We start from the raw sequence: 23,266 nt of genomic DNA, 5'->3' as shown, positions 1-23,266 counted from the left end.
TACTAAACTGCCTCAATCATATCGGAAAAAGGATTCGCAATTATCTATGGAGCGAGTGAGTATAGAAGGGAGCGTGAGCTGTTAAGTGGCTACAGGAAAGATTAAGAAGGTCGCCGGACCACTGGTCATCGCTGAGGGCATGCGTGATGCAAATATGTACGACGTGGTGCGTGTAAGTGAGAGCAGACTTATCGGCGAGATCATAGAGATGCACGGAGATCAGGCATCAGTTCAGGTATACGAGGAGACATCAGGACTTGCACCGGGAGCACCGGTCGAGTCAACGGGAATGCCTCTGTCGGTTGAGCTGGGACCGGGACTTATAAGCAGTATATACGATGGAATCCAGAGACCGCTGGATGATATCATGAAGATATGTGGTAACAACCTGAAGCGAGGAGTTGAAGTCCCATCGCTGAAGAGAGATATCAAGTGGACATTTGTGCCGACTGCCAAGGTGGGTGATAAAGTGTCGGCAGGCGATGTGATAGGAACAGTTCAGGAGACTGTGGTCGTCACACAGAAGATCATGGTGCCTTATGGTGTGACAGGAACCATCAAAGAGATAAAGGCAGGAGAATTCACAGTTGAGGAGACTGTGTGTGTGGTTGAGACAGACAAGGGTGACAGGGAGCTGACACTCATGCAAAAGTGGCCGGTTCGTAAGGGCCGTCCATATCAGGAAAAGATACCACCGATCATGCCACTTATCACAGGACAGAGAGTTGTAGATACATTCTTCCCTATAGCAAAGGGAGGAGTGGCTGCGGTTCCCGGACCTTTCGGAAGCGGCAAGACAGTTATCCAGCATCAGCTTGCAAAGTGGGCTGAGGCGGATATCGTTGTCTACATCGGATGCGGAGAGCGCGGAAATGAGATGACAGATGTTCTGAACGAGTTCCCAGAGCTGAAGGATCCGAAGACCGGACATTCACTCATGCAGAGAACAGTCCTCATAGCCAACACATCGGATATGCCGGTTGCGGCCAGAGAGGCATCTATATATACGGGTATAACTATAGCTGAGTATTTCCGTGATATGGGTTACTCGGTGGCACTCATGGCGGATTCCACATCGCGTTGGGCTGAGGCGCTCAGAGAGATGTCAGGACGTCTGCAGGAGATGCCTGGTGAGGAGGGTTACCCTGCTTACCTCGGTTCAAGACTTGCACAGTTCTACGAGAGAGCCGGAATGGTCAAGACTCTCGGCAGCGAGGGCAGAACCGGTGCACTGTCGGTTATCGGTGCGGTTTCTCCTCCGGGTGGTGATATTTCCGAGCCGGTTTCACAGGCAACACTTCGAATCGTCAAGGTATTCTGGGGACTGGATTCATCGCTTGCGTACAAGAGACATTTTCCTGCCATCAACTGGCTGACCTCATACTCTCTGTATGTGGACAATATGGGCAAATGGTTCGAGGAAAATGTAAATGAAAAGTTCATGGTCGACAGACAGAAGATGATGACCCTGCTTCAGGAGGAGGCAGAGCTCGATGAGATCGTTAAGATGGTAGGTATGGATGCCCTTTCAGCGGGAGACCGACTGAAGATGGAGGCGGCGAGATCCATCAGAGAGGATTTTCTTCACCAGAACTCATTCCATGATGTGGACACATACACACCGCTTCACAAGCAGTTTCTGATGATGGAGCTCATCATGGCATTTTATGAGGAGTCAGCGCAGGCACTGGCCGGTGGAGCAAGCATAAGAAATATTCTGAACATGCCGATCAGAGAAAAGATCGGACGATTCAAATATGTGCTTCCTGAGAATGTGGATGAAGAGTACGAGAAGATATCCAGGGAGCTTGACAAAGAGCTTCAGGAAGCTATAGAGAAGGAGGACTAAGACTATGCCAAAGGAATACAGAACTATACAGGAAGTTGCGGGTCCTCTGATGCTGGTGCACGGAGTTGAGAATGTAGCTTATGATGAGCTGGGTGAGATCGAGCTGGCGGACGGCGAGATCAGACGATGCAAGGTCCTTGAGATAAATGGTGAGGATGCCCTGGTACAGCTCTTTGAGAACTCGACGGGTATAAATCTTTCAAACAGCAAAGTAAGATTCCTTGGAAGGAGTATGGAGCTCGGCGTATCAGAAGATATGCTTGGCCGTGTATTTGACGGACTTGGAAGACCTATAGATGGCGGCCCTGAGATACTTCCTGATGAGAGAAGAGATATCAATGGTCTGCCGATGAATCCGGCTGCCAGGAACTATCCGTCTGAGTTCATTCAGACAGGTATATCAGCCATAGACGGACTGAACACACTGGTAAGAGGACAGAAGCTGCCGATATTCTCGGCTTCAGGACTTCCGCACAGCCAGCTTGCAGCACAGATAGCAAGACAGGCGAAGGTGCGCGGAACAGATGAGCCATTTGCCGTTGTATTTGCGGCTATGGGTATCACATTTGAGGAGGCAAACTTCTTCACAGAGAGCTTCAAGGAGACTGGTGCCATAGACAGAACAGTCCTCTTCATCAACCTGGCAAATGATCCTGCGGTTGAGCGTATCGCCACACCTAGAATGGCACTTACCGCCGCTGAGTATCTTGCATTTGAGAAGAACATGCACGTTCTGGTAATCCTCACGGATATCACGAACTATGCGGATGCACTTCGTGAGGTATCAGCCGCAAGAAAAGAGGTTCCGGGACGCCGTGGTTATCCTGGATACATGTACACTGACCTGGCAACTCTGTACGAGAGAGCAGGAAGACAGAAGGGCAAGAATGGAAGTATAACAATGATACCGATCCTGACCATGCCTGAGGATGACAAGACTCATCCTATACCAGACCTCACGGGATATATCACAGAGGGACAGATCATTCTCTCAAGAGAGCTGTACAGAAAGGGAGTCACACCGCCTATCGATGTACTTCCATCATTGTCCAGACTTAAGGATAAGGGAACAGGTGAGGGCAAGACCAGAGGAGATCATGCCAGCACCATGAACCAGTTATTTGCTGCTTATTCAAGAGGAAAGGATGCCAAGGAGCTCATGACTATCCTGGGTGAGTCGGCACTTTCGGATATAGATATCATATATGCAAAGTTTGCAGAGGCATTTGAGAAGGAGTATGTATCCCAGGGGTACGGCACCGACAGAAGTATTGAGGAGACACTTGCCATAGGCTGGAAGCTTCTCTCCATTCTTCCTAGAGCCGAGCTGAAACGTATCGACGACAAGTGGCTTGACATGTATTACGGAAAGTAGTGGGTAGGCAATTTTGCGGGAAGATTGTGGAATATAGCATTCGACTGCATACCTGAGCAGGAGCGCTTTCGCTCGTTTCACCCTGCAGCGGTACTAGCGCTCGCATGCTCGCTGAGTACCGGCGGGCTCAAATGTCCTGCTCATGGTAATGCAGTGGATTGCTATATATTTAAAGCATTCGTGCAAAATTGCCATATACACGTTGTCTTTGTAATACATGTCAAGTAGCTTGAAAATATATTTGGAAGAAAGGAGAAGACGGATGGCTAATGTGGTTGTCAATCCTACACGTATGGAGCTGACAAGGCTTAAGAAGAAGCTGGTTACGGCGTCCAGAGGTCATAAGCTCCTGAAGGATAAGCGAGATGAACTGATGAGGCAGTTCCTTGACATGGCAAGAGAGAATATGGAACTGAGAAAGAAGGTTGAGGCTGGCATCAAAGCTGCCAACACCAACTTCGTAATAGCGAAGGCGGGGATGAATGAGCAGACATTGAGTACGGCGCTCATGGCTCCGAAGCAGGAGGTGCGGATCGCTCTTGGCGACAGGAATGTAATGAGTGTTGACATTCCGGTGTACGACTATAAGACGAAAAGCGCAAATTCAAATGACATATATTCATATGGATTTGCATTTACATCCGGAGAGCTGGATGATGCAGTGAAGTCCCTCTCGGATATACTTCCTGATATGCTGAGGCTGGCGGAGGTTGAGAAGTCCTGCCAGATGCTTGCAGCGGAGATAGAGAAGACCAGAAGGCGCGTAAATGCTCTTGAGCATGTCATTATCCCGGAGACCCGGGAGGGCATAAAGTATATAAGCATGAAGCTTGATGAGAATGAGCGAAGCACTCAGGTCAGACTTATGAAGGTCAAGGACATGATGCTGGAGGAGGCTCATCACTACAAAGAGCATCAGTTTGAGCATGCGCAGTAGACAGAATGATATTTAAACTTATAGGACAAAAGTTTTGATAAAAACCGCCAACACCTCAGATAAATAAAGGGGTGTTGGCGGTTTGATCTTTTGGTTGAATATTGAATTAGTCGGTTGTATCCCTTCGCAGAAGAACGGGTGTGATCTTCTTGTGGACGGGAACTGTGTTTATATGGGGGTTCCTTTTCTTGCGTTCGTCCATTTCGTTTACCAGAAGCTCCATGGCTGTGTGGGCTATAACATCAATCTGCTGACCGATGGTGGAGATAGGTATGATGGCATCCTCTGCGATTGGGGAACCATCGAAACCGACTATACGATAGCTTTCCGGAAGAGAACCGTATTTTCTGATGATAATATTCAGCAGAATACTTGCAAATGTATCATTGGCTATGAAGATTCCTTTCTTCTTAGTCGGATACTTTTCTTCTATCTCGCAGAAAATGTCATATATTTTGTTGTACGTATCACGGTATGTGTTGCCCAGTTCCCGAAGGAACAACTCATATGTGACCTTCTGCTCGCGGCATACATCCTCAAAGGCTGCAATTCTTTTGTAGCTTGGTATCTCCTGTGGAACATTTGAATTGATATGTATAAGTACATCACAGTTATTCCTTATAAGCAGACTTGTGGCCTGCATTGCCCCCATGTAGTTGTCGGTGTTGACGCTGTCGATGTACTTGTCCTCACGCTCTATGGCTACGATAGGGATATTGTAGGATGCCAGTTCCTGTGATGATATAGTGTGGCTGAGGATGATCATCCCTTCTATGTTGTAGGCGAGAAGCTCTTGGATATATCTGCGCTCCAGTTCCTCATCACCGCTTCCCGGGAATACCAGAAATTTATAGCCGTAGTCCTTGTATGTGAGAAGCAGCTGGTTGAGCATCTCTGAATAGTAGTGCAGGTACAGATTGGGAATTATGAGACCGATGAACTCGGTCTTGCCGTTTGCAAGGACTTTAGCCAGTTTGTTTTCCTGGTAGTTCAGATCTTTTAATGCCTGTGATATCTTATCCTGATTTTCCAGAGTGACGGAATCAGGATTGTTGAAATATCTTGATATCGTTGTTTTGGAAAAACCTGTGTATTTTGCTATATCGTCAAATGTGACTTTCTTTTTATTCATTTAATATCCTCCCAAAATGAATATCTACATTTTCAGAGCAGATATCCAAAAACTAAGTCCAGTATACTCATTTATACACAATAATGCAACAAAATAAATAACCGGTTACTTTCCTTTATTTATAACATAATCCGAGCGGAAAAAATAAGCGAAAAGTATGAAAATCAGGTTGACTTTGAAATGTTCTGGTGATAATATAAGAACATCAAAGTAACCGGTTACTTAACCGGTTACATAACGCGAAAGGAGAAGTTTATGAGAAAGAAGTCTTTGATGGTGTTTCTTGCGGCAGCAGCTTTTGCCGGATGTCTTGCCGGATGTGGCAAGAGTGAGCCGGAGCCGGGCAGAATAGCCGGTTACGATGAAGGGGAACAGTATTTGTCCATATGGGTTCATTCCATAGAAGATACTGACGAAGGCCGGTGTTATAAGAAGTCGGTGGAGGCGTTCAATGAGAAGTATGACGGAACATATTTCGCAGATATAGAATTTATACCGAGAAATGACAGTGGCGGAGGATATTCAGACAAGATCAATGCCTCTGTTATGACGGGAGATCTCCCGGATGTCCTTACTGTCGATGGACCCAATATTGCAGCATATGCTGAGAATGGAATCATCCAGCCACTGGCAGAGATAAGTGATGACGATAAGAGTATTTATCTTGATTCCATCATCGAACAGGGTACATACAATGATAAGCTGTATGCACTTGGTGCCATGGAGTCCAGCGTCGGCTGTTATTACAATAAGGATATATTGAAAGAAGCGGGAGTTGAAGTACCTGATGGTGATCATCCATGGACATTCAGTGAGTTCCTTGATGTTCTTGAGAAGGTAAAGCCGGTATGTGAGGCGAAGGGCGGCTATGCACTTGATATGACATTCCCGGTGGGAGAGGCAACTATTTACTACTATGCACCGTTCTTCTGGTCAAATGGTGGCAGCCTTGTTGATGACACGGGACTTAAGGTGGACGGCGTGTTCAATTCAAAGGAAAATGCGGACACTGTGAATTATTTCAAGACTATACTGGCAAATGGCTACATGAGCAGCGTTCCTATCCAGAACCTTTTTGAAAGTGGCAGAGCAGCATTTAAGTTTGATGGTGCTTGGGAAGTCAATACCTTGTATACAAGCTATCCTGATGTATCTTTTGGTGTTGCGCCTTATGTAGTGGGTGACAACTGGAATGGTGAAAGATATACACCGACTGGATCATGGGCGTATGCAGCTTCATCCAAGACAGAGAATCTTGAGGGCGCGACTAAGCTTGTACAGTGGATGAGCGGTGTTGAGAGCGGCAAGATGCTCTGGAATGATACCAAGACGTTCCCTTCAACTTACGAGGCGTTTGAGAGTATAGACATATTTCAGACGGATGAGAACTACAGTGCACTTTACAATCAGCTTTCCAAGTATGGACATCCGAGACCAAAGACACCTGTTTATCCTCAGGTGAGCACATCATTCCAGCAGGTGCTTGAGAACTGTGTGCTGAGTGGTGAAGATGTGGGGAATCAGCTGGATAAATCTGTGGAAAGGATAAACGCTAAGCTGAAGCGTTACAGGTAAAAGATTATGAAAAAGAAAAAAAGAGAATCGATAATGGGAATGGCCTTCTTTGGCCCGGCATTACTTCTGCTGACTATATTCCTTTTTCTGCCGATGATACTCACACTGGTGTTCAGCTTTACTGATTTCTTTGCACTCAATCCAAAGCTGACACATTTTACAGGCCTGGGAAATTATATACAGATCTTCCAGGATGAGGATTATCTCAAGGCATTTGTGAATACTATCAAGTTTGTGGTGATCATAGTTCCGCTTCAGGGAATAGGAGCACTGGTGCTGGCACTTCTTATAAATAAAGTCACCAGATGCAAGACTTATTTTAAGGTAGCATTCTTTATACCAGTTGTAATGTCACTGGCGGTTGTATCTACACTGTGGATACAGATATACAGCCCTGAGGGAATACTCAATTCTCTTCTGGCACATCTGGGCATAAGCGCACAGCCGTTTATCAACAGTGCATCTCAGGCACTTCCTTCCATAGCTTTTATGAGTGCATGGCAGGGAATGGGTTACCAGATGATAATCTTCCTCGGAGGTCTGCAGCAGATCAATCCGGCGCTCTATGAGGCTGCTGAGATGGATCACGCATCTGCATGGCAGAAGTTCAAAGACATCACACTTCCTGAACTCAAACCATTGTGTGTATTTGTATTTATAACTATAACGATTGGAGCTTTCCGTATGATAGTCCAGCCTATGGTCATGACTGGCGGCGGACCATCACATTCAACATATACAATGGTGTATGACATATATGAGACCGGTACAGTAAACTGGGAGATTGGACTTGCTTCAACCATGGCGATTGTATTTGCAATATTTGTCATGATACTTACAATCATACAGACTATACTGACAAAGGATAAGGAGGAGAAAAAGCATGCGGACAAAAAAACAAAAAACAATTAATTGGATATTGGTGATAGTGATGCTTGCACTCTCACTTCTGTTCCTGTTCCCTGTTATCTGGATGCTGGCCAATTCGTTCAAAACAGATGCGGTCATAACAGCAGACATGAATTCAATCAAGGCATTTGTTCCACCGGCATTAACCGGCGGATTCTTTGACAACTATGTGTCGATAATCACAAATACTGATTTCCTCAAGTATATGGGGAACACACTGCTCTATGCATTTATTCTTATAGTTGCAGGGGTTATAGTAAACGGACTTGCCGGATACGCGTTGGCAAAGATCAACTTCCCTTTCAGGGAGAGATGGCTGATGATCATCATGCTTCTCATGATAGTACCTATGGAGACGATCATTACTATACATTTCATTTTCATCGCAAAGCTAGGACTCCTCAATACCGTGCTTGGATACGTGCTTCCGATGATAGTAAACCCATTCAATATCTTCCTGTTCAGACAGGTATTTATCAGTCTGCCAGATGATATATATGAGGCAGCACAGCTTGATTACTGCAGTCCTGTAAAATATTTCTTTACCATGGTACTGCCTATGTCAAAGAGCGTTGTTGCAACTGTCAGTGTATTTACATTCTTGAATGTATGGAATGATTATCTGTGGCCATCACTTGTATTTACATCAAGCGATCTGCTCACAGCTCAGATTGGTCTGAATGCCATAACTTCAAATGACAACACGACCATGGGGCAGACGCTGGCTGTAATCACACTGATCACAATTCCGGTAATTATAATTTATTCATTATTCTCAAAACAGATAGTAGAAGGTGTCGTATCAACAGGATCCAAGGAGGGTTAAAATATGAGTTTTATAGAGTTAAAAAATATATGTAAAAAATATAAGGGAAGCAGCAAGAATGCTGTAACAGATGTAAATATTAACATAGAGGAGAAGGAGTTCATCGCATTTGTCGGCCCTTCAGGATGCGGTAAATCCACAACTCTTCGTATGATAGCCGGATTTGAGGAGATTTCCAGCGGAGATCTGTTCATCGGAGGAAAGCGTATGAATGATGTACTGCCAAGAGACAGAGGTATATCAATGGTTTTCCAGAACTACGCACTCTATCCTCATATGACAGTTGAGAAGAATATATCATATGGACTTAAGAACATGAAGGTTCCTGCTGATGAGATAAAGAGAAAGGTCGACTGGGCAATCAAGATCCTCGGACTTGAGGAGTACAGAAACAGAAAACCGAAGAATCTCTCTGGTGGACAGAGACAGAGAGTGGCGCTTGGACGTGCTATAGTGAAGGATCAGAAAGTATTTCTCATGGATGAGCCGCTTTCCAACCTTGATGCAAAGCTCAGAGTCAGCATGAGAAGTGAGATAAGCAAGCTTCACAGAGATCTTGGAAGTACTACTATATATGTAACACATGACCAGGTTGAGGCTATGACCATGGCAGATCGTATAGTGATCATGAAGGACGGAGTTGTACAGCAGACAGGAGCTCCTATGGAGCTTTATGATCACCCTGTCAATCTCTTTGTAGCAGGCTTCATAGGCTCACCTCAGATGAATTTCTTTGACGTGACGCTGGATGGCGATGGAGTGACATTCAAGGATGGAAGCAGAATGAAGCTCACAGACGAGACTGTCAAGAAGCTGAGCGATCATGGACAGAAGAATGTGATACTCGGTATTCGAGGAGAAGATATCAAGTTCGATCCTCAGAATCTGGATCTCTATAAGGATAATACATTCAGCGCTGTTATCGAGGATACAGAGATCATGGGAAATGAAAATAATCTGTATTTCCAGTTTGCTGGAAGCAAGACTGTTGCAAGAGTATCAAAGTATGAGATAAGCCAGATAGGCGACAAGGTTTCGTTCGTATTCATGCCACATAAGCTTCACTTCTTTGACAGCACAACCGAAAAAACAATCTAATCAAACAGAAGGAGGTCACAGTATGTATACATGCCAGAAGGCAGATGAATATATAGAAAAGAACAGAGTAGACAGAGCAGACAAGCCGGAGTTCCATCTTACAACTCCGGTGGGCTGGTTAAACGACCCTAATGGATTTTCCATATATGGAGGAAAGGCACATTTGTTTTATCAGTTCCATCCATACAGCACGGAGTGGGGACCTATGCACTGGGGACATTCCACCTCAGATGATTTTATAAGATGGGAGGAGCTTCCAACAGCACTGGCACCTGACTCGGATTATGATGCATTTGGCTGCTTTTCAGGAACTGCAATAGAGAATGACGGGAAGCATGTATTGTTCTATACAGGAGTAGTTGAGGAAAAACTGGCTGATGGAACTAAGAATGTTATACAAAACCAGTGTATGGCTGTAGGCGATGGAATTAGTTATGAAAAAATATCCGGCAATCCTGTTGTTGATGGGAAGATCATGCCGGAGGAATGCAGCCGTGCTGATTTCAGAGATCCGAAGGTCTGGAAGGATGCGGACGGCAGGTACTATATGCTGGCTGGAAACCGGACATATGATGGAATCCCTCAGGTTGTACTGTTCTCTTCAGATGATATGTACAACTGGAAATTTGAATCAGTATTTGCAAAGGATGAAACAGGCAGATTTGGTGCAGTGTGGGAGTGCCCAGACTATTTTGAGATGGATGGACATAAGGTGCTTATAGTATCCCCACAGGACATGTCAGCAGATGGAGAGTTTCACAATGGAAATAACGTGGTATTCTTCACAGGCGATGTGGATGAAGAGAAACATATTTTCAAGTATGAAAAAGCGGTATCTGTGGACAGTGGATTTGATTTTTATGCACCACAGACTATAAGAACATCTGATGGCCGAAGGGTGATGATTGGCTGGATGCAGTCCTGGGACAGCGTAAATACGCTGCCACGTGGACAGAAGTGGGCATGTATGATGTCAGTTCCAAGAGAACTAATGATCTCTGACGGCAAGCTGATTCAGACTCCGGTCAGAGAGCTTTGTGGATACAGGCAGAACAAGCTGGTAGTTAATGATACTTTGCGTGGTGAGAAGACATATGAAGGCATTAACGGCAGAGTTATCGATATGACAGTTGATATAAAGAAAGCTGAATGCGGACATTTTACAATGCACTTTGCAAAGGATGAGATTCATGAAACCAATGTCAGCTATACCCCGGGAACACAAATGCTTGAGATAGACAGAACATTTGCGGGATGGATACGTGATACAAACTGTGTGCGCAAGGTCAAAATCAAGAATGGCAATGGACTTTCAAAAATGAGAATAGTGATGGATTGGAATTCCATAGAGATATTTGTAAATGATGGAGAACAGGTGCTGTCTACAGTTATATATACACCGCGCAATGCTCAGGATATTGTATTTGAAACTGACGGATGTGTGGAAATTGAGGTGGAGAAATACGATCTGAACATATAGGTAATATGCTCTGATTGATCAAATTTTGAAAGGAGTCTTAATATGTGTAAATATGATGTGGCTGCACTTGGTGAGCTGCTTATAGATTTTGCAAAAAAAGAAGTGAATGTGACAGGTGATCTTATGTTTGCGGCAAATCCTGGAGGCGCTCCGTGCAATGTTCTGGCTATGCTGCAAAAGCTTGGCAGGAAAACCGCTTTTATTGGAAAGGTGGGCAATGATTTCCTTGGAGAATTTCTGGCAAAAACAGTTGAAGACCAGGGAATTGATATATCGGGGCTCTCCAGAGACAATAAGGTCCCTACAACTCTTGCATTTGTAAACAATACGCCGGATGGAGACAGAAGCTTTTCCTTTTACAGAAACCCTGGTGCTGACATGATGCTCAGTAAAGACGATGTGGATTTGTCAATTATAGGCAATGCGACGATATTCCATTTTGGCACTCTTTCTATGACAGACGACAGCGTGGAGCAGGCTACAAAGCTTGCGGTTGACTATGCAAAGAAAAATGGAAAAATTATTTCATTTGATCCAAATCTCAGAGAACCATTGTGGGATGACCTTGAGCGCGCAAAGGAAAAGATGGAATATGGTATGTCAGTATGCGATATACTTAAGATATCTGACAATGAGATAGAATTTGTGACAGGACAGAGCGATATTGAGACAGGAATCAAAATCATAAAAGAGAGATATTCTCCGAAACTCATATGTGCTACTATGGGTAAGGATGGAAGCATAGCCTTGTATGGCGATATTGAGGTAAAAGAAGATGGCTTTGTTCAGGAAAATACAGTAGATACCACTGGTGCCGGAGATACTTTTATGGCATGTGTTCTGAATTATGTGTGTGAGAATGGACTAGATAATCTTACGAAAAACCAGCTTACACAGATGCTGGTATTTGCAAATGCTGCGGCTTCCATTATAACTACAAGAGTTGGTGCACTAAAGTCTATGCCAGAACGTACAGAAATTGAGAGCCTTATATCAGGAAGAAATGCAAAGAATACATACGAGGTTCAGATCAATCTGGGGACGATAGATAAGGTAAAAAGATTTGTGGCTGCAATTGCTCCTTTAAGTGCAGATTTTGCAATAAAGAATGATAAGTATGTAGTTGATGCCAAGTCTATAATGGGAGTGTTCAGTATGGATTTGTCCAGGCCGCTTAAACTTCAGATTGACACAGAGGGTGATCGGATGGATGATATTTTGAAAGAAATAGAAGAGTTTATGATACAATAAAAAATTTGAGAACCTGAATACATGCGATAAAAAATACCAGCTTGCAAAGATTGGAAAAACATCTGATTTTGCAGACTGGTATTTTGTTTATTTATCCAGCAAATATGCTGACTACATGTAAATGCGCAATGTCATAAATTTAAGCGTATTGAAAAAAAGTTAAGCTCTGTTATTCAATGCAGTTATGTTATACTTATAGTGAAAACACTGTTGAAAAGTGTGGTAGTGCATAAGTGCGGGGATCTAAAAACGACTACTGTACTTATTAGGACTAAAACATCAGTAAATGTTGGGAAAACAAAGGAGAAATTGCATGAAAGTTCATAATTATAAAATAAAAAATAACTTTGAGCAGGCAGAGGGTGCAACTTGTGAAACGTGCAGAAAAATAACATTGAACGGAATAGGTCTGCTTTCCGGAGCACAGCTTAAGTATATAGCGTTCATTTCAATGCTTATAGATCATACGAATAAGACTTTGCTGTATCCGTATCTGGACGGTGGAATAATATCGGCTGTAAGTGATGTGTTTGATGTCCTGGGACGGATAGCCTTCCCAATATTCATATATATGCTGGTGGAAGGATATTTCCATACGAGAAACAAGTGGAAGTATCTTGGAATGCTGCTTATATTTGGCGTGATATCTGAGATCCCTTATGACATGTTCTCCAGTGGCGTATTCTTTGAATGGAATGCAAATAATATTATGTTTACATTGGCGATGGTGCTGGCAATGATATGGATCATTGATGTGCTGAGGAAAAAAATGGAGAAGCTTCCCAAGGCAGTATGGTTTATAGCAACGATACCGATAGTTGCCATAGTGTGTCTTATATCGATGAATCTTGCGGTTGATTATGACTACCACGCCATACTTATAGGATATTTCCTGTATATATTTCATGAAAAGTCCGCAATTGCAATACCGTTCTGCTACCTGGCGATGTTCAAGGAACCGTGGGCATTGTTGGGGTTTGGACTGACTTTGACATACAATGGCAAGCGCGGCAGGCAGAATAAGCTGGTGAATTACCTGTTCTATCCAGTGCATATGCTGATACTCGGTATTATAAGGATGTGTCTTGGGCTGTGATAGATGAGAAGGAGCACGGAGGCGTTATGGAAATTGACAAAGAGCTGATGACAAAGATATATGACCTCAGGCACAGGCTTCACGGCATTCCTGAGGCTTCGATGCATGAGACGCATACTAAGGCGGTGCTCATGTCGTTTCTCAGGGAGAATACTGACCTTGAGATCGTGGATAGAGGTGCTTGGTTTTATGCGGTGCTGAAATCTTCTTATGACAGAATAGGGGATGAAGAAAGATCGCCGATCGCGTTCAGGGCAGACATGGATGCAGTGTGTGGGCAGGATGGAAAGCCGGGACATTACTGCGGGCATGATGGACATAGCAGTATATTATGTGGGGCTGCGGCCTGGCTGTCCCGTGCAATGGAAAAATGCGGAAATACACACAGGGACGTCTATTTCATTTTCCAGCCCGGCGAGGAGGTCGGTGCCGGGGCAAGGCTGTGCAGAGATCTTATAATTGAGAAGAATATAGGTGAGATTTATGGGCTTCATAACATACCAGGATATCCGAGAAATCATGTGCTGACGATAGATGGAACATTTGCATGTGCATCAACGGGGCTTGAGATACATATGGCTGGTGCTGCCAGCCATGCGGCATATCCTGAGGCGGGAAAGAATCCGGGACCTGCGCTTGCCAGGCTGCTGCTGGAGGTAGAGAAGCTTACGGAGGAGTACAACCGCAGCAGGGGATTTGTCAGGATGACGCTCATCGGAATGGATATTGGAAGTGCCAATTACGGTGTGGCTGCATCAGAAGGAACGCTGCGCATGACGGTGAGGGCTGAGAGAGAAAAGATATTTGCCGGGTATGTGGATGAGATAAAGCAGATTGCACAAAATACTGCGGACGATGGGGGCTTCACCCTTGATATACAGGAGATAGAGCGGTTCCCGGCAACGGAAAATCATGCTGTGAATGTGGACAAACTGAGAAAATGTGCTGCTGACCAGAATATTGTGGTTACAGAACTTGCTGAGCCGATGAGATGGTCGGAGGACTTCGGATACTATCTGCAGGAGACAAAGGGGGCATTCTTCGGCGTAGGTGATGGTGAGGATCATGCCCAGCTCCACACGGCGGGATTCGAGTTCCCGGATGAGATCATAGAGACAGCAGTTAAGATGTTTGTGGGGCTGGCATTGATGTAGTGCAGGTAGGAGATAATAAGTTATTTGATGTTCAAAAATGGGGTAAAGTCGTATGAAGATAAAATATGACAGACGCGTAATGCGTATAATTCTGACCACAGCGGTGGTGGTATCTGTTCCTACACTTGTAGGAATGATCTGTGGTGTGTTTTTTGATGATATTGTCAGTACATTTTGCGATGTTATGATGGTGACCAGCGTTATTACATTTTCCCCTATGGCTGGTTTGTGGCTTGCCTACCTGGACGCATGGCTGTACCTGAGAGAACTGATCAAGGCCGGATATGAGGTTCCAGATGACAGAAGGAAATATAATTGTGTGCTGGAAAATCTGCCGAGAGAACGAGAAGATTATTGCATTGTTGATGGAAGGGACAGGGATAGCGTGATATCAGCATGTATCACGGCTGCATGTGCACTTTGTTTTGCAGTGGTGGTCATAAAGTATTATGTAGGGTGGTGGCGCTGGCTCCCCGGAGTGTCGATTCCTGGAATATGCCTGTGTATTGTTGTTGTATTCTGGGTGGCTGGGGCAGTTGTATATTATAGACAGTCTGACAATAGAAGATATAGAGGAAGGCTTGAACCAGTCGATGACAGAAAGATAAGAACCTATCTGTTTAAGAAGATAATGACTGTACTTTTGGCTGGCTTTGTATCCGTGATTTTTGATCTGGCTATGTTTTCTGCGGCTGGTTACATGGCTAAAGCGCAGGTGGAGGCGGATGTTGAGAAGGTGAGATACGAGGTCGCTGGTATCAGCGATGTATCTCGTGACGGTCAAGATGGAACATACCAGCCAGGAGAGATAGACACGGACAAGCTGGGCATAGATTTTCGGATGAAAGACGGACATCTTGAATGGCAGTCAGAGCACGGGCAGATGAAGCTTACGTATGTATATACATGGAAATATGGGAAAACGGAAAGAAGGATTATCAGATGATTTTTGCACGATCTTTGCGTAAACTTGTGCCTGCTCAGGCATAAAATCCCCTCTTGTAGAACATAATAATAACAAGTTGTAAAAGGGACGTGTGTGGAGGTTCGACATGACAAAAGCGGCAAAGATATATCTGGTGGTTCTCATATGGCTGTCAGCACTGGTGCAGCTGGCGGTACTTCTGATCTAGAATTTATTAACTGTTATCTGAATAGCGATTCGGATTTGATGGATTCAGTAAAATGTGACTGCCTCTTGAGTCATTCCGGAATTGTTCAGAATGAAATAACAGGTAACGACCTGTTTTGTTAAAGAATTAAATGAAAATATATATCATTACCAATGATTATATGTTAGAATAAATCGACTTTGTTTCAAATTGCAGGGATGCAGCCGCGAATATGCGGAATGTTTGGAGACAGGGTCGATTTTTCTGCATAAAATGCAGGATGATCTTCGTGGATTTTGGGAAAAATAGGAAGTCTGTTAGCTATTTTACCCTGGATATCGTGCCTTAAAATGTATCTCGACATGGAGAGGCAGGTGGATAGGGCTACTAACCGTGATCCATGCCATCACCCGGTATCATAAAGGGGTTTTTTCTTAACATGTTTTTGATTCCCCGACAGTATGAGGGCAAGATAAAGTTGTGCTCATGCGAGGAGAGCTATCAGATAGGCTTTTCGTTATTTGCTCCCCGGGCTGGTGAGATATACAGCAGTGATACATGGAGCGTGGATTTGTTGTCCGCTGACGGCGGGGCGGTCGCTCTTGTCGTCCATTTGGAATGGCAGATGACAAATGCGCTTTGTTGGGGCACTGTAAGTAAGTGACGGAGTATGTCACGATACTTAAGGAGGAAATAAATGGAAAAAAACAACAATAATTCCAACAATATCATTGAATTGAAAAACATTGTCAAGACCTATGACAATGGATTCACAGCAGTTGACGGCTTTAACCTCGAAGTGAAGAGAGGCGAGTTCGTCACGTTCTTAGGCCCTTCAGGCTGCGGAAAAACCACGACACTTAGAATGATAGCAGGATTCGAGATTCCTACTTCAGGAGAGATATTACTGGATGGACAGGATATCAGCAAGCTTCCACCAAATAAGAGACCTATCAACACGGTCTTTCAGAGGTATGCGCTGTTCCCACATCTGAATATCTTTGACAACATAGCATTTGGCCTCAAGCTCAAGAAGCTTCCTAAGGCAGAGATTGTGAAGAAGGTCAAGAAGGTCCTTGAGATGGTTGACCTTGAGGGCTTTGAGGACAGAAAAGTCGCCACGCTTTCGGGTGGACAGCAGCAGAGAATAGCTATAGCGAGAGCTCTTGTCAATGAGCCAGAGATACTTCTTCTGGATGAGCCTCTTGGCGCACTGGATCTCAAGATGAGAAAAGAGATGCAGATAGAGCTCAAGGGAATGCATGACAGGCTGGGAATCACTTTTATCTATGTAACACATGACCAGGAGGAAGCACTCACCATGTCAGACAAGATAGTTGTCATGAGCGAGGGTGAGATACAGCAGATAGGAACTCCTGAGGATATATATAATGAGCCAAAGAACGCATTTGTTGCGGATTTCATAGGCGAGAGTAACATCTTTAACGGAATCATGACGGGCAAGTTAAAGGTAAGATTCTGTGGTGCAGAATTTGTCTGTCTGGATGACGTGGAGATTGGAACAAAGGTGGACGCCGTAGTAAGACCGGAGGATGTGATGATCACTACACCTGAACAGGGCGCTGTAAAGGGAGTTGTGACATCTGTTGTGTTCAAAGGTGTACACTATGAGATCACCGTTGAGTCCGGAAGGAATGAGATAGTTATTCAGACCACAAAGTCCGCCAAGGTTGGAGACAAGGTTGGCCTCAATGTTGAACCTGATGGAATACACATCATGATATCGGAGACTGCAATCAACAAGATTGAGAGCTCAGTCAATAGAAATTATGCCCTCGGCGTATTTGACGGTAAGGTATCATGTGACCTCACGGAGATCGTTCCGGGTTCAGCCATGAAGGATGGCGTGCTGGTGGATGCAAATGGTGAGGCGATAGACCGTGAGAAGATCAAGGTAATAGTATCTATACTTCCAGAGGATATCGACATGAGTGATGACGAGGAAGCTGGTATACTCTGCGGACATATCATCAATCTTATATATAAGGGAGACCACTACAGCTATGTGGTGAGAACTGACAATGAGGAGGACTTTATCGTGGATGACGAGTACCTGTGGAACATGGAGGACAGAGTCAGCCTGATAATTCCAGAGGATAAGATGAAGTTTTCACTTAAAAGGTAGATGGAGGGATGAACATGAACGGCTTACGTTTTTCAAGAAAACAGCTGGGCATCCCATACGCATTATTTCTCATATGCTTTGTAGTTGCACCACTGTTTGTAATTATTTATTATGCCTTCACCAACGGCGAGGGCAGGTTTACATTTGACAATCTGACGGGATTCTTTACCAGCCCGAACACCATAGGTACTCTGGCATACAGCTTTTTGCTTGCCATAGCGACTACTTTGGTGTGTCTGCTGCTGGCATATCCGATCGCATATATACTTGCGAGAAGTGAGATGAAAAGGAAATCGGTAATTGTCATGATGTTCGTGCTCCCGATGTGGATCAACTTCACACTGAGGATCACAGCACTCAAGGAAGTGCTCACGGTTATAGAGGGCAATCTGGCATTCCACCCGTTTCTCAATTCGGTTATAGGAATGACATATGATTTCCTGCCATTTATGATACTTCCTATATACACAACCATATTGAAGCTTGACGGCAGCCTTATGGAGGCCGCTGTGGATCTTGGGGCAAATAGCTTCCAGACATTTGTCAAGGTCACACTTCCGCTCACCGTTCCGGGAATCGTCAGCGGAATAGTTATGGTATTTTTGCCATCTATGACTAACTATGTTGTGCTTGATATGCTTTACAACAGCACATATATCATGGGTAGTCTGATAGGAAGCTACTTCTCAGCATACAACTGGAACGGCGGTTCCATGATAGCACTCGTCCTTCTTGTGATAATACTTGTATTCACACTTGTGACAAACAAGTACACGGATGACGACGGCGGAAGCAGAGGAGGTGCGTTGTTATAATGAAGAAATGGTCTAAGATTATATTTATATGCATTATGCTGCTTCTCATATATATGCCTATACTGATACTGGCTGTGTACAGCTTCACAACATCGGCAAATATCGGAAGCATTCACGGATGGTCGCTTCACAATTATGTGACTCTGTTCACCAAAGATGAGCTGAGGTCAATGATCGTTGGAACTGTGCTTCTGGCTGCCGGTTCAGCACTGATAGCAACCATACTAGGAACACTCGGTGCCATAGGTGCTTTTTATTCAAAAAAATGGGCTTCAGCATCAATAAATGCCATGAATGAGGTGCCTGTTGTAAATGCAGATGTTGTGACAGGTTTCTCTATATGTATACTGCTCATAGTTGCATTTGGCATGAGCAAGGACAGCTATGTTCCACTTGTCATCGGCCATGTGGTTTTGTCGGCACCTTTCGTATATCTGTCAGTGGTGCCAAAGCTCAAGCAGATGGACAGCAGTCTGTATGAGGCTGCGTTAGATCTGGGAGCTACACCTTTCCAGGGACTCACAAAGGTAGTGATACCTCAGATACTTCCGGGCATTATCTCGGGATTTGCGCTGGCTGTTACACTGTCACTGGATGATTACTTCATCGCGACATACACCAAGCCTGCGACATTTGACACCATAAGTACTTACGTTGTAAATGCGACAAAGGGTTCACAGACGGAAGTTAAGACAGCCCTGTGGGCGCTCTCAACAGTCATATTTGCACTGGTTGTCATAATCGTTGTGGCTATGAATGTGGCCGGAAGAAAGAAGGAGGTGGAGCGCTTATGAACGGAGTGAATAATTCTAATGCGCTCCACCGATCTGCCCCGCTCGCGAAGCAGAGAGGGGCGAAACATTATAGAGAGGGTGGAGCGATGATAAGACATAGATGTTTTGGACGTTCGATTTCCAGAAAGCTGGCGGCAGCAGTCATGGCTGTTTCATTGCTTGCCGGACAGATGCTGCCGGTAATGGCAGCGGAGGATATAGGAGATTCTGCTTCTGTCAAGAACAACGGTGCATCTGCTACTGAAAAAGAGGTCACTCTCAGGGTGTGCAGCTGGGAAGAGTACATTGACGAGGGTGGTTGGGATGAAGACGAAGCCCTGGAACTGGACAATGGAACAACTATATTTGGTGAGAATTCCATGGTGGAGGATTTCGAGAACTGGTATTACGAGAATTATGGTGTGAAGGTGAATGTTCAGTATTCGTGCTTCGGTACCAATGAGGATCTCTATAATATGCTGACTCTCGGCGATGTGTATGATCTTGTATGTCCTTCGGAGTACATGATCATGAAGCTTATGTCTGAGAACAAGCTTGAGCCTTTGTCCGATGACTTTTTCGATGAGAACAATGACAAGAATTATTATATAAATGGTGTGTCGCCATATATTCGAGATACATTTGAGACGCATGAGATAAATGGTGAGACCTGGAGCAAATATGCGGCTGGCTTCATGTTTGGAATTACGGGAATTCTGTACAATCCGGAGAAGATGACTGCTGACGAGGCGGGAACATGGACAGTCCTCAACAACCCTAAGTTTGCAAAACAGATCACCATAAAAGACAATGTCAGAGATTCCTACTTCGCCGCAGTCGGAGCACTGCAGAGGGACAAGCTGATGGACACTGAATTCAGGGCTCAGGATGATTACTCAGAGCAGCTCAAGGATATCATGAACGATGTCAGTCCTGAGACTATAGCAAAATCACAGGATCTTCTACAGGACATAAAGGATAATGTGTATTCATTTGAGACTGACAGCGGTAAGGCAGACATGATAACAGGAAAGGTTGTTGCGAATTACCAGTGGTCAGGAGATGCAGTTTATGCCATGGATCAGGCTGAGGAGGATGGTGTGAAGCTTGACTTTGCGGTCCCTGAGGAGTGCACAAATCTGTACTTTGACGGATGGGTCATGCTGAAAAATGGAATAGACGGTGACGCTGACAGAAAGCAGGCGGCCGAGGCGTTTATCAACTTTGTGTCAAGACCTGACAATGCAGTCCGCAACATGTATTACATTGGTTATACCTCAGTCATAGCAGGTGGGGATGACGATACGGTATATTCTTATCTGGATTACACTTATGGTGCAGAAGATGACGAGGAGGATGTTGTTGATTATCCACTTGGATATTTCTTCACAGGGGACAACTCAGATCCTGACTACGTTCTCAGAGCTCCTGCGGAACAGGTCAACAGACAGCTTGGGGCTCAGTATCCGTCACAGGACGCCATAGAGAGAAGTGCGGTCATGGAGTATTTCGATGAGGATGCCACCAAGGATATCAACCAGATGTGGATCAACATCAGATGCTACAATATCAAAGATGTGCCGATATGGGCATGGTTTATTGTGGCAGCGGTGATCGGTGCACTGGCCGGAGTGATCGTATATCATAAAAGGTCAAAGAAATTTTATCTTGGAAAATAGAATAATATAAAATAAGCGGCTGCCTTGATGGTATGTGGTTTTCGGTAAGAAAGGCCATATGCCATCGAGGCAGCCGTTTTAGTTTATGTGAGCGGCGAGGGAAAGGTTGTGTTGTTTCTGAGGTATTACAGCATCGAATAACCATAGCTGTTGACAATGGCTTCTATCTTCTTGCCGGCCTTACACATAGGGCACTCGTCAACGGAATAAGAAGCATAGTCGTCGATATCCTTCTTGCTGAACAGAGAGTGAACCTCGTGGCCTGCAACCTCGTCTGTAGCTGAGAAGATAGCTGATATTCCTGAGATGCTTCCGCCGTAGTATTCAATACATTCGATGCTCTGCTTGATTGTCTTGCCGGTGGTTGCCGATGCAAGGAGAAGGAGAACGTTCTTGTTCTTGATCATTGGCTGAAGGTTATCACGGAATATGAGCTGGCCTGAAGAATGAACCTCAGGTGTCATGATGTATATGGTCTGGTGCTGGTTCATGGACACGATACCGTTCTCTGTGAGGGCATTTGCAAGGTAAGCACCGATAACCTCTGTTCCGTCCATGCAGACGATGGTGTCAACGATCGTTGTTGCAACATACTCTGTAGCCATGGATTTGGCAGCAGCGAGAGCCATCTTTCTTCTGCTTTTGATGGTTGTCATATCGATGTATCTGTTGATGTGGGAATGGTTAGTTGCAAAATGTCCGTCAACTACTTTGATGTCCAGTGCATTGTTATAAGACGATGTGATCTTGGTTGTCATGTTTTCCATAGTTTAAATTCTCCTTTTCTATTATTATGTTGTCTGTAAATAAAACAGTAATTTCCTAGACTATTTCCAGCACGGTGTTGACCAGCAGGTCATCCTGTTTTGGATTCATAAAACAGAATCTTATGTATTTGTTGTCAAGTCCGCCTATATCAGCACAGCTTCGTATATAAAGTCCCTTTGGCATGCAGTAATCCACCACATCACCCGCGGAAATAGCATCCCTCAGGATACGAATCAGTATGAAGTTGGCGGCCGGTTTGTACAGCTTGATCGACTTGTGGGTGGACAGTGCCGAGTACACAAGGTTGCGCTCGGTTCTGATGAGCTCTCTTGATTCGGCAATGTATTTTTCGTCGGTGAACATGGCGACTCCGGCGGCCTCCACAAGCTTGCCTATCGCAAATGGCAGTCCGGTGATCTCAAGTGTTTTCTTGAGAACAGGATTCGATGTGATCATATATGCCAGCCTGAGTCCGGGAACTGCAAAAAATTTCGTTGTGTTTCGCAGCACGATAACATTCTCGTATTCCGATGTGAGAGGAATGGCAGAATTACTCTCCAGATCATCAACAAAATCCATGTATTCCTCGTCAACGACCATGGTTATGTTATTGCCATCGCATATCTTGGCTATAAATTCCAAAGACTCTGCATCGATTATCTGTGATGTTGTACCATTAGGATTCGATATAAATATAATATCGATGTCCTCTGACAACTTCGATATAAAATCTGCGATGTCGAGGGTGAAATCCTCCTCCTCAGGTGTGGAGTAGTAGATTATCTCACAGCTGTTCATAGAGAGCAGCTTTTCGTAATTCTGTGCTCCAGGTGTTATCAGGATAGCTTTCTTAGGCGAGGTAAATTCGCACAGTATCTTGACAAATTCATAGGAGCTGCCGCCGACGATTATGTCGTCTGTCTTTGCTCCGGAGTATGCGGATATGGCCTCCTTTAATTTCTTTGTGTTGTGATCAGGGTATACTGATAACTGACTCATGTTGTCCGCAATAGCTTTAGTAACAGATTCGGGAACTCCCAGTGGATTCATGTTAAGATCTGCACGAACAGTTTCGACCTGACTGAGGAGATTCTCTGTTTTTAGATTGATAACCCCATTTTTCATAAAAAAACCCCTTTTTCAGTTGTTTTAAGTTATTTTTCTGTATATATTGTTTAAAAAGAGACAATATTTTGTTATAATCTGAATATATGTCTTTTTGTCAATTATACCGATTGGAAGCTTCAAATACAACCACTATGAGTGATTTTTGACAAAAAGACAATAGAAA

The 23,266-nt window shown here is 44.4% G+C and carries 20 protein-coding genes and 1 pseudogene; 18 read left to right on the top strand and 3 right to left on the bottom strand.

Annotated elements, in window-relative coordinates; genetic code table 11:
• Window positions 1-85 precede the first annotated feature (85 nt).
• The 3 genes from DW025_RS06620 to DW025_RS06610 all read left to right on the top strand — a co-directional run bounded on the left by DW025_RS06620 (window position 86) and on the right by DW025_RS06610 (window position 4,161).
• Window positions 86-1,849 carry a V-type ATP synthase subunit A gene (locus DW025_RS06620; RefSeq protein ID WP_022217533.1) on the top strand — a complete coding sequence of 588 codons (1,764 nt, stop codon included), beginning with the start codon at window positions 86-88 and terminating at the stop codon, window positions 1,847-1,849.
• 4 nt (window positions 1,850-1,853) lie between these two features.
• Window positions 1,854-3,224 (top strand): V-type ATP synthase subunit B, encoded by a 1,371-nt coding sequence (locus DW025_RS06615; RefSeq protein ID WP_004850771.1) that lies wholly within the window; start codon window positions 1,854-1,856, stop codon window positions 3,222-3,224.
• 262 nt (window positions 3,225-3,486) lie between these two features.
• On the top strand, window positions 3,487-4,161 hold the full coding sequence (locus tag DW025_RS06610) for a V-type ATP synthase subunit D (RefSeq protein WP_119999268.1): 675 nt from the start codon (window positions 3,487-3,489) through the stop codon (window positions 4,159-4,161).
• A 106-nt stretch (window positions 4,162-4,267) separates the two neighbouring features.
• Here the strand turns inward: DW025_RS06610 and DW025_RS06605 are convergent, their stop codons facing one another.
• Window positions 4,268-5,293 (bottom strand): LacI family DNA-binding transcriptional regulator, encoded by a 1,026-nt coding sequence (locus DW025_RS06605; RefSeq protein WP_119999266.1) that lies wholly within the window; start codon window positions 5,291-5,293, stop codon window positions 4,268-4,270.
• 255 nt (window positions 5,294-5,548) lie between these two features.
• On the opposite strand from DW025_RS06605, the gene DW025_RS06600 reads away from it, so the two are divergent.
• The 15 genes and pseudogenes from DW025_RS06600 to DW025_RS06535 all read left to right on the top strand — a co-directional run bounded on the left by DW025_RS06600 (window position 5,549) and on the right by DW025_RS06535 (window position 21,207).
• Window positions 5,549-6,868, top strand: coding sequence for an ABC transporter substrate-binding protein (locus tag DW025_RS06600; protein WP_119999264.1), 1,320 nt, complete (start codon window positions 5,549-5,551; stop codon window positions 6,866-6,868).
• Window positions 6,869-6,874: 6 nt separating this feature from the next.
• Complete coding sequence (locus DW025_RS06595; RefSeq protein WP_119999263.1) at window positions 6,875-7,780, top strand: carbohydrate ABC transporter permease; 906 nt, start codon at window positions 6,875-6,877, stop codon at window positions 7,778-7,780.
• Window positions 7,752-8,603 carry a carbohydrate ABC transporter permease gene (locus tag DW025_RS06590; RefSeq protein ID WP_119999261.1) on the top strand — a complete coding sequence of 284 codons (852 nt, stop codon included), beginning with the start codon at window positions 7,752-7,754 and terminating at the stop codon, window positions 8,601-8,603. The genes DW025_RS06595 and DW025_RS06590 overlap by 29 nt, the downstream gene beginning before the upstream one ends.
• Window positions 8,604-8,606: 3 nt before the next feature.
• Window positions 8,607-9,701 (top strand): ABC transporter ATP-binding protein, encoded by a 1,095-nt coding sequence (locus DW025_RS06585; RefSeq protein ID WP_119999259.1) that lies wholly within the window; start codon window positions 8,607-8,609, stop codon window positions 9,699-9,701.
• A 22-nt stretch (window positions 9,702-9,723) separates the two neighbouring features.
• Window positions 9,724-11,181 (top strand): glycoside hydrolase family 32 protein, encoded by a 1,458-nt coding sequence (locus DW025_RS06580; RefSeq protein ID WP_119999257.1) that lies wholly within the window; start codon window positions 9,724-9,726, stop codon window positions 11,179-11,181.
• 42 nt (window positions 11,182-11,223) lie between these two features.
• Window positions 11,224-12,183: pseudogene (locus DW025_RS06575) on the top strand (carbohydrate kinase family protein); the annotation flags it as partial.
• Between the two features lie 63 nt (window positions 12,184-12,246).
• Window positions 12,247-12,432, top strand: coding sequence for an HPr family phosphocarrier protein (locus DW025_RS15470; RefSeq protein WP_243104940.1), 186 nt, complete (start codon window positions 12,247-12,249; stop codon window positions 12,430-12,432).
• Between the two features lie 313 nt (window positions 12,433-12,745).
• A complete protein-coding gene (locus tag DW025_RS06570; protein ID WP_015534268.1) occupies window positions 12,746-13,528 on the top strand; it encodes a TraX family protein in 783 nt (260 codons plus the stop codon).
• Window positions 13,525-14,682 (top strand): M20 metallopeptidase family protein, encoded by a 1,158-nt coding sequence (locus tag DW025_RS06565; protein ID WP_119999253.1) that lies wholly within the window; start codon window positions 13,525-13,527, stop codon window positions 14,680-14,682. Before DW025_RS06570 ends, DW025_RS06565 begins: the two co-directional genes overlap by 4 nt.
• Before the next feature lie 52 nt (window positions 14,683-14,734).
• Entirely contained in the window at window positions 14,735-15,628 is an 894-nt protein-coding gene (locus DW025_RS06560) for a hypothetical protein (protein WP_119999252.1), read from the top strand.
• 605 nt (window positions 15,629-16,233) lie between these two features.
• Window positions 16,234-16,458, top strand: a complete 225-nt coding sequence (locus tag DW025_RS06555; RefSeq protein WP_015534264.1) for a hypothetical protein — start codon at window positions 16,234-16,236, stop codon at window positions 16,456-16,458.
• A 33-nt stretch (window positions 16,459-16,491) separates the two neighbouring features.
• On the top strand, window positions 16,492-17,940 hold the full coding sequence (gene potA / locus DW025_RS06550) for a polyamine ABC transporter ATP-binding protein (protein WP_004850758.1): 1,449 nt from the start codon (window positions 16,492-16,494) through the stop codon (window positions 17,938-17,940).
• A gap of 14 nt (window positions 17,941-17,954) precedes the next feature.
• Complete coding sequence (locus tag DW025_RS06545) at window positions 17,955-18,755, top strand: ABC transporter permease (RefSeq protein WP_004850757.1); 801 nt, start codon at window positions 17,955-17,957, stop codon at window positions 18,753-18,755.
• A complete protein-coding gene (locus DW025_RS06540; protein WP_119999250.1) occupies window positions 18,755-19,549 on the top strand; it encodes an ABC transporter permease in 795 nt (264 codons plus the stop codon). Before DW025_RS06545 ends, DW025_RS06540 begins: the two co-directional genes overlap by 1 nt.
• Window positions 19,546-21,207: an extracellular solute-binding protein gene (locus DW025_RS06535; protein WP_243104922.1), complete on the top strand. Its 1,662-nt coding sequence runs from the start codon at window positions 19,546-19,548 to the stop codon at window positions 21,205-21,207. Before DW025_RS06540 ends, DW025_RS06535 begins: the two co-directional genes overlap by 4 nt.
• A 125-nt stretch (window positions 21,208-21,332) precedes the next feature.
• Here the strand turns inward: DW025_RS06535 and DW025_RS06530 are convergent, their stop codons facing one another.
• A complete protein-coding gene (locus tag DW025_RS06530) occupies window positions 21,333-21,974 on the bottom strand; it encodes a phosphoribosyltransferase (protein ID WP_022217543.1) in 642 nt (213 codons plus the stop codon).
• Between the two features lie 55 nt (window positions 21,975-22,029).
• Window positions 22,030-23,100, bottom strand: a complete 1,071-nt coding sequence (locus tag DW025_RS06525; RefSeq protein WP_117875107.1) for a pyridoxal phosphate-dependent aminotransferase — start codon at window positions 23,098-23,100, stop codon at window positions 22,030-22,032.
• Window positions 23,101-23,266: the final 166 nt, after the last annotated feature.

Source organism: Coprococcus sp. AF38-1, from assembly GCF_003603945.1.
Classification (GTDB): domain Bacteria; phylum Bacillota; class Clostridia; order Lachnospirales; family Lachnospiraceae; genus Coprococcus; species Coprococcus aceti.
The sequence above is the reverse complement of the archived record's forward strand: the minus strand, read 5'-3'. Positions and strand labels throughout refer to the sequence as shown.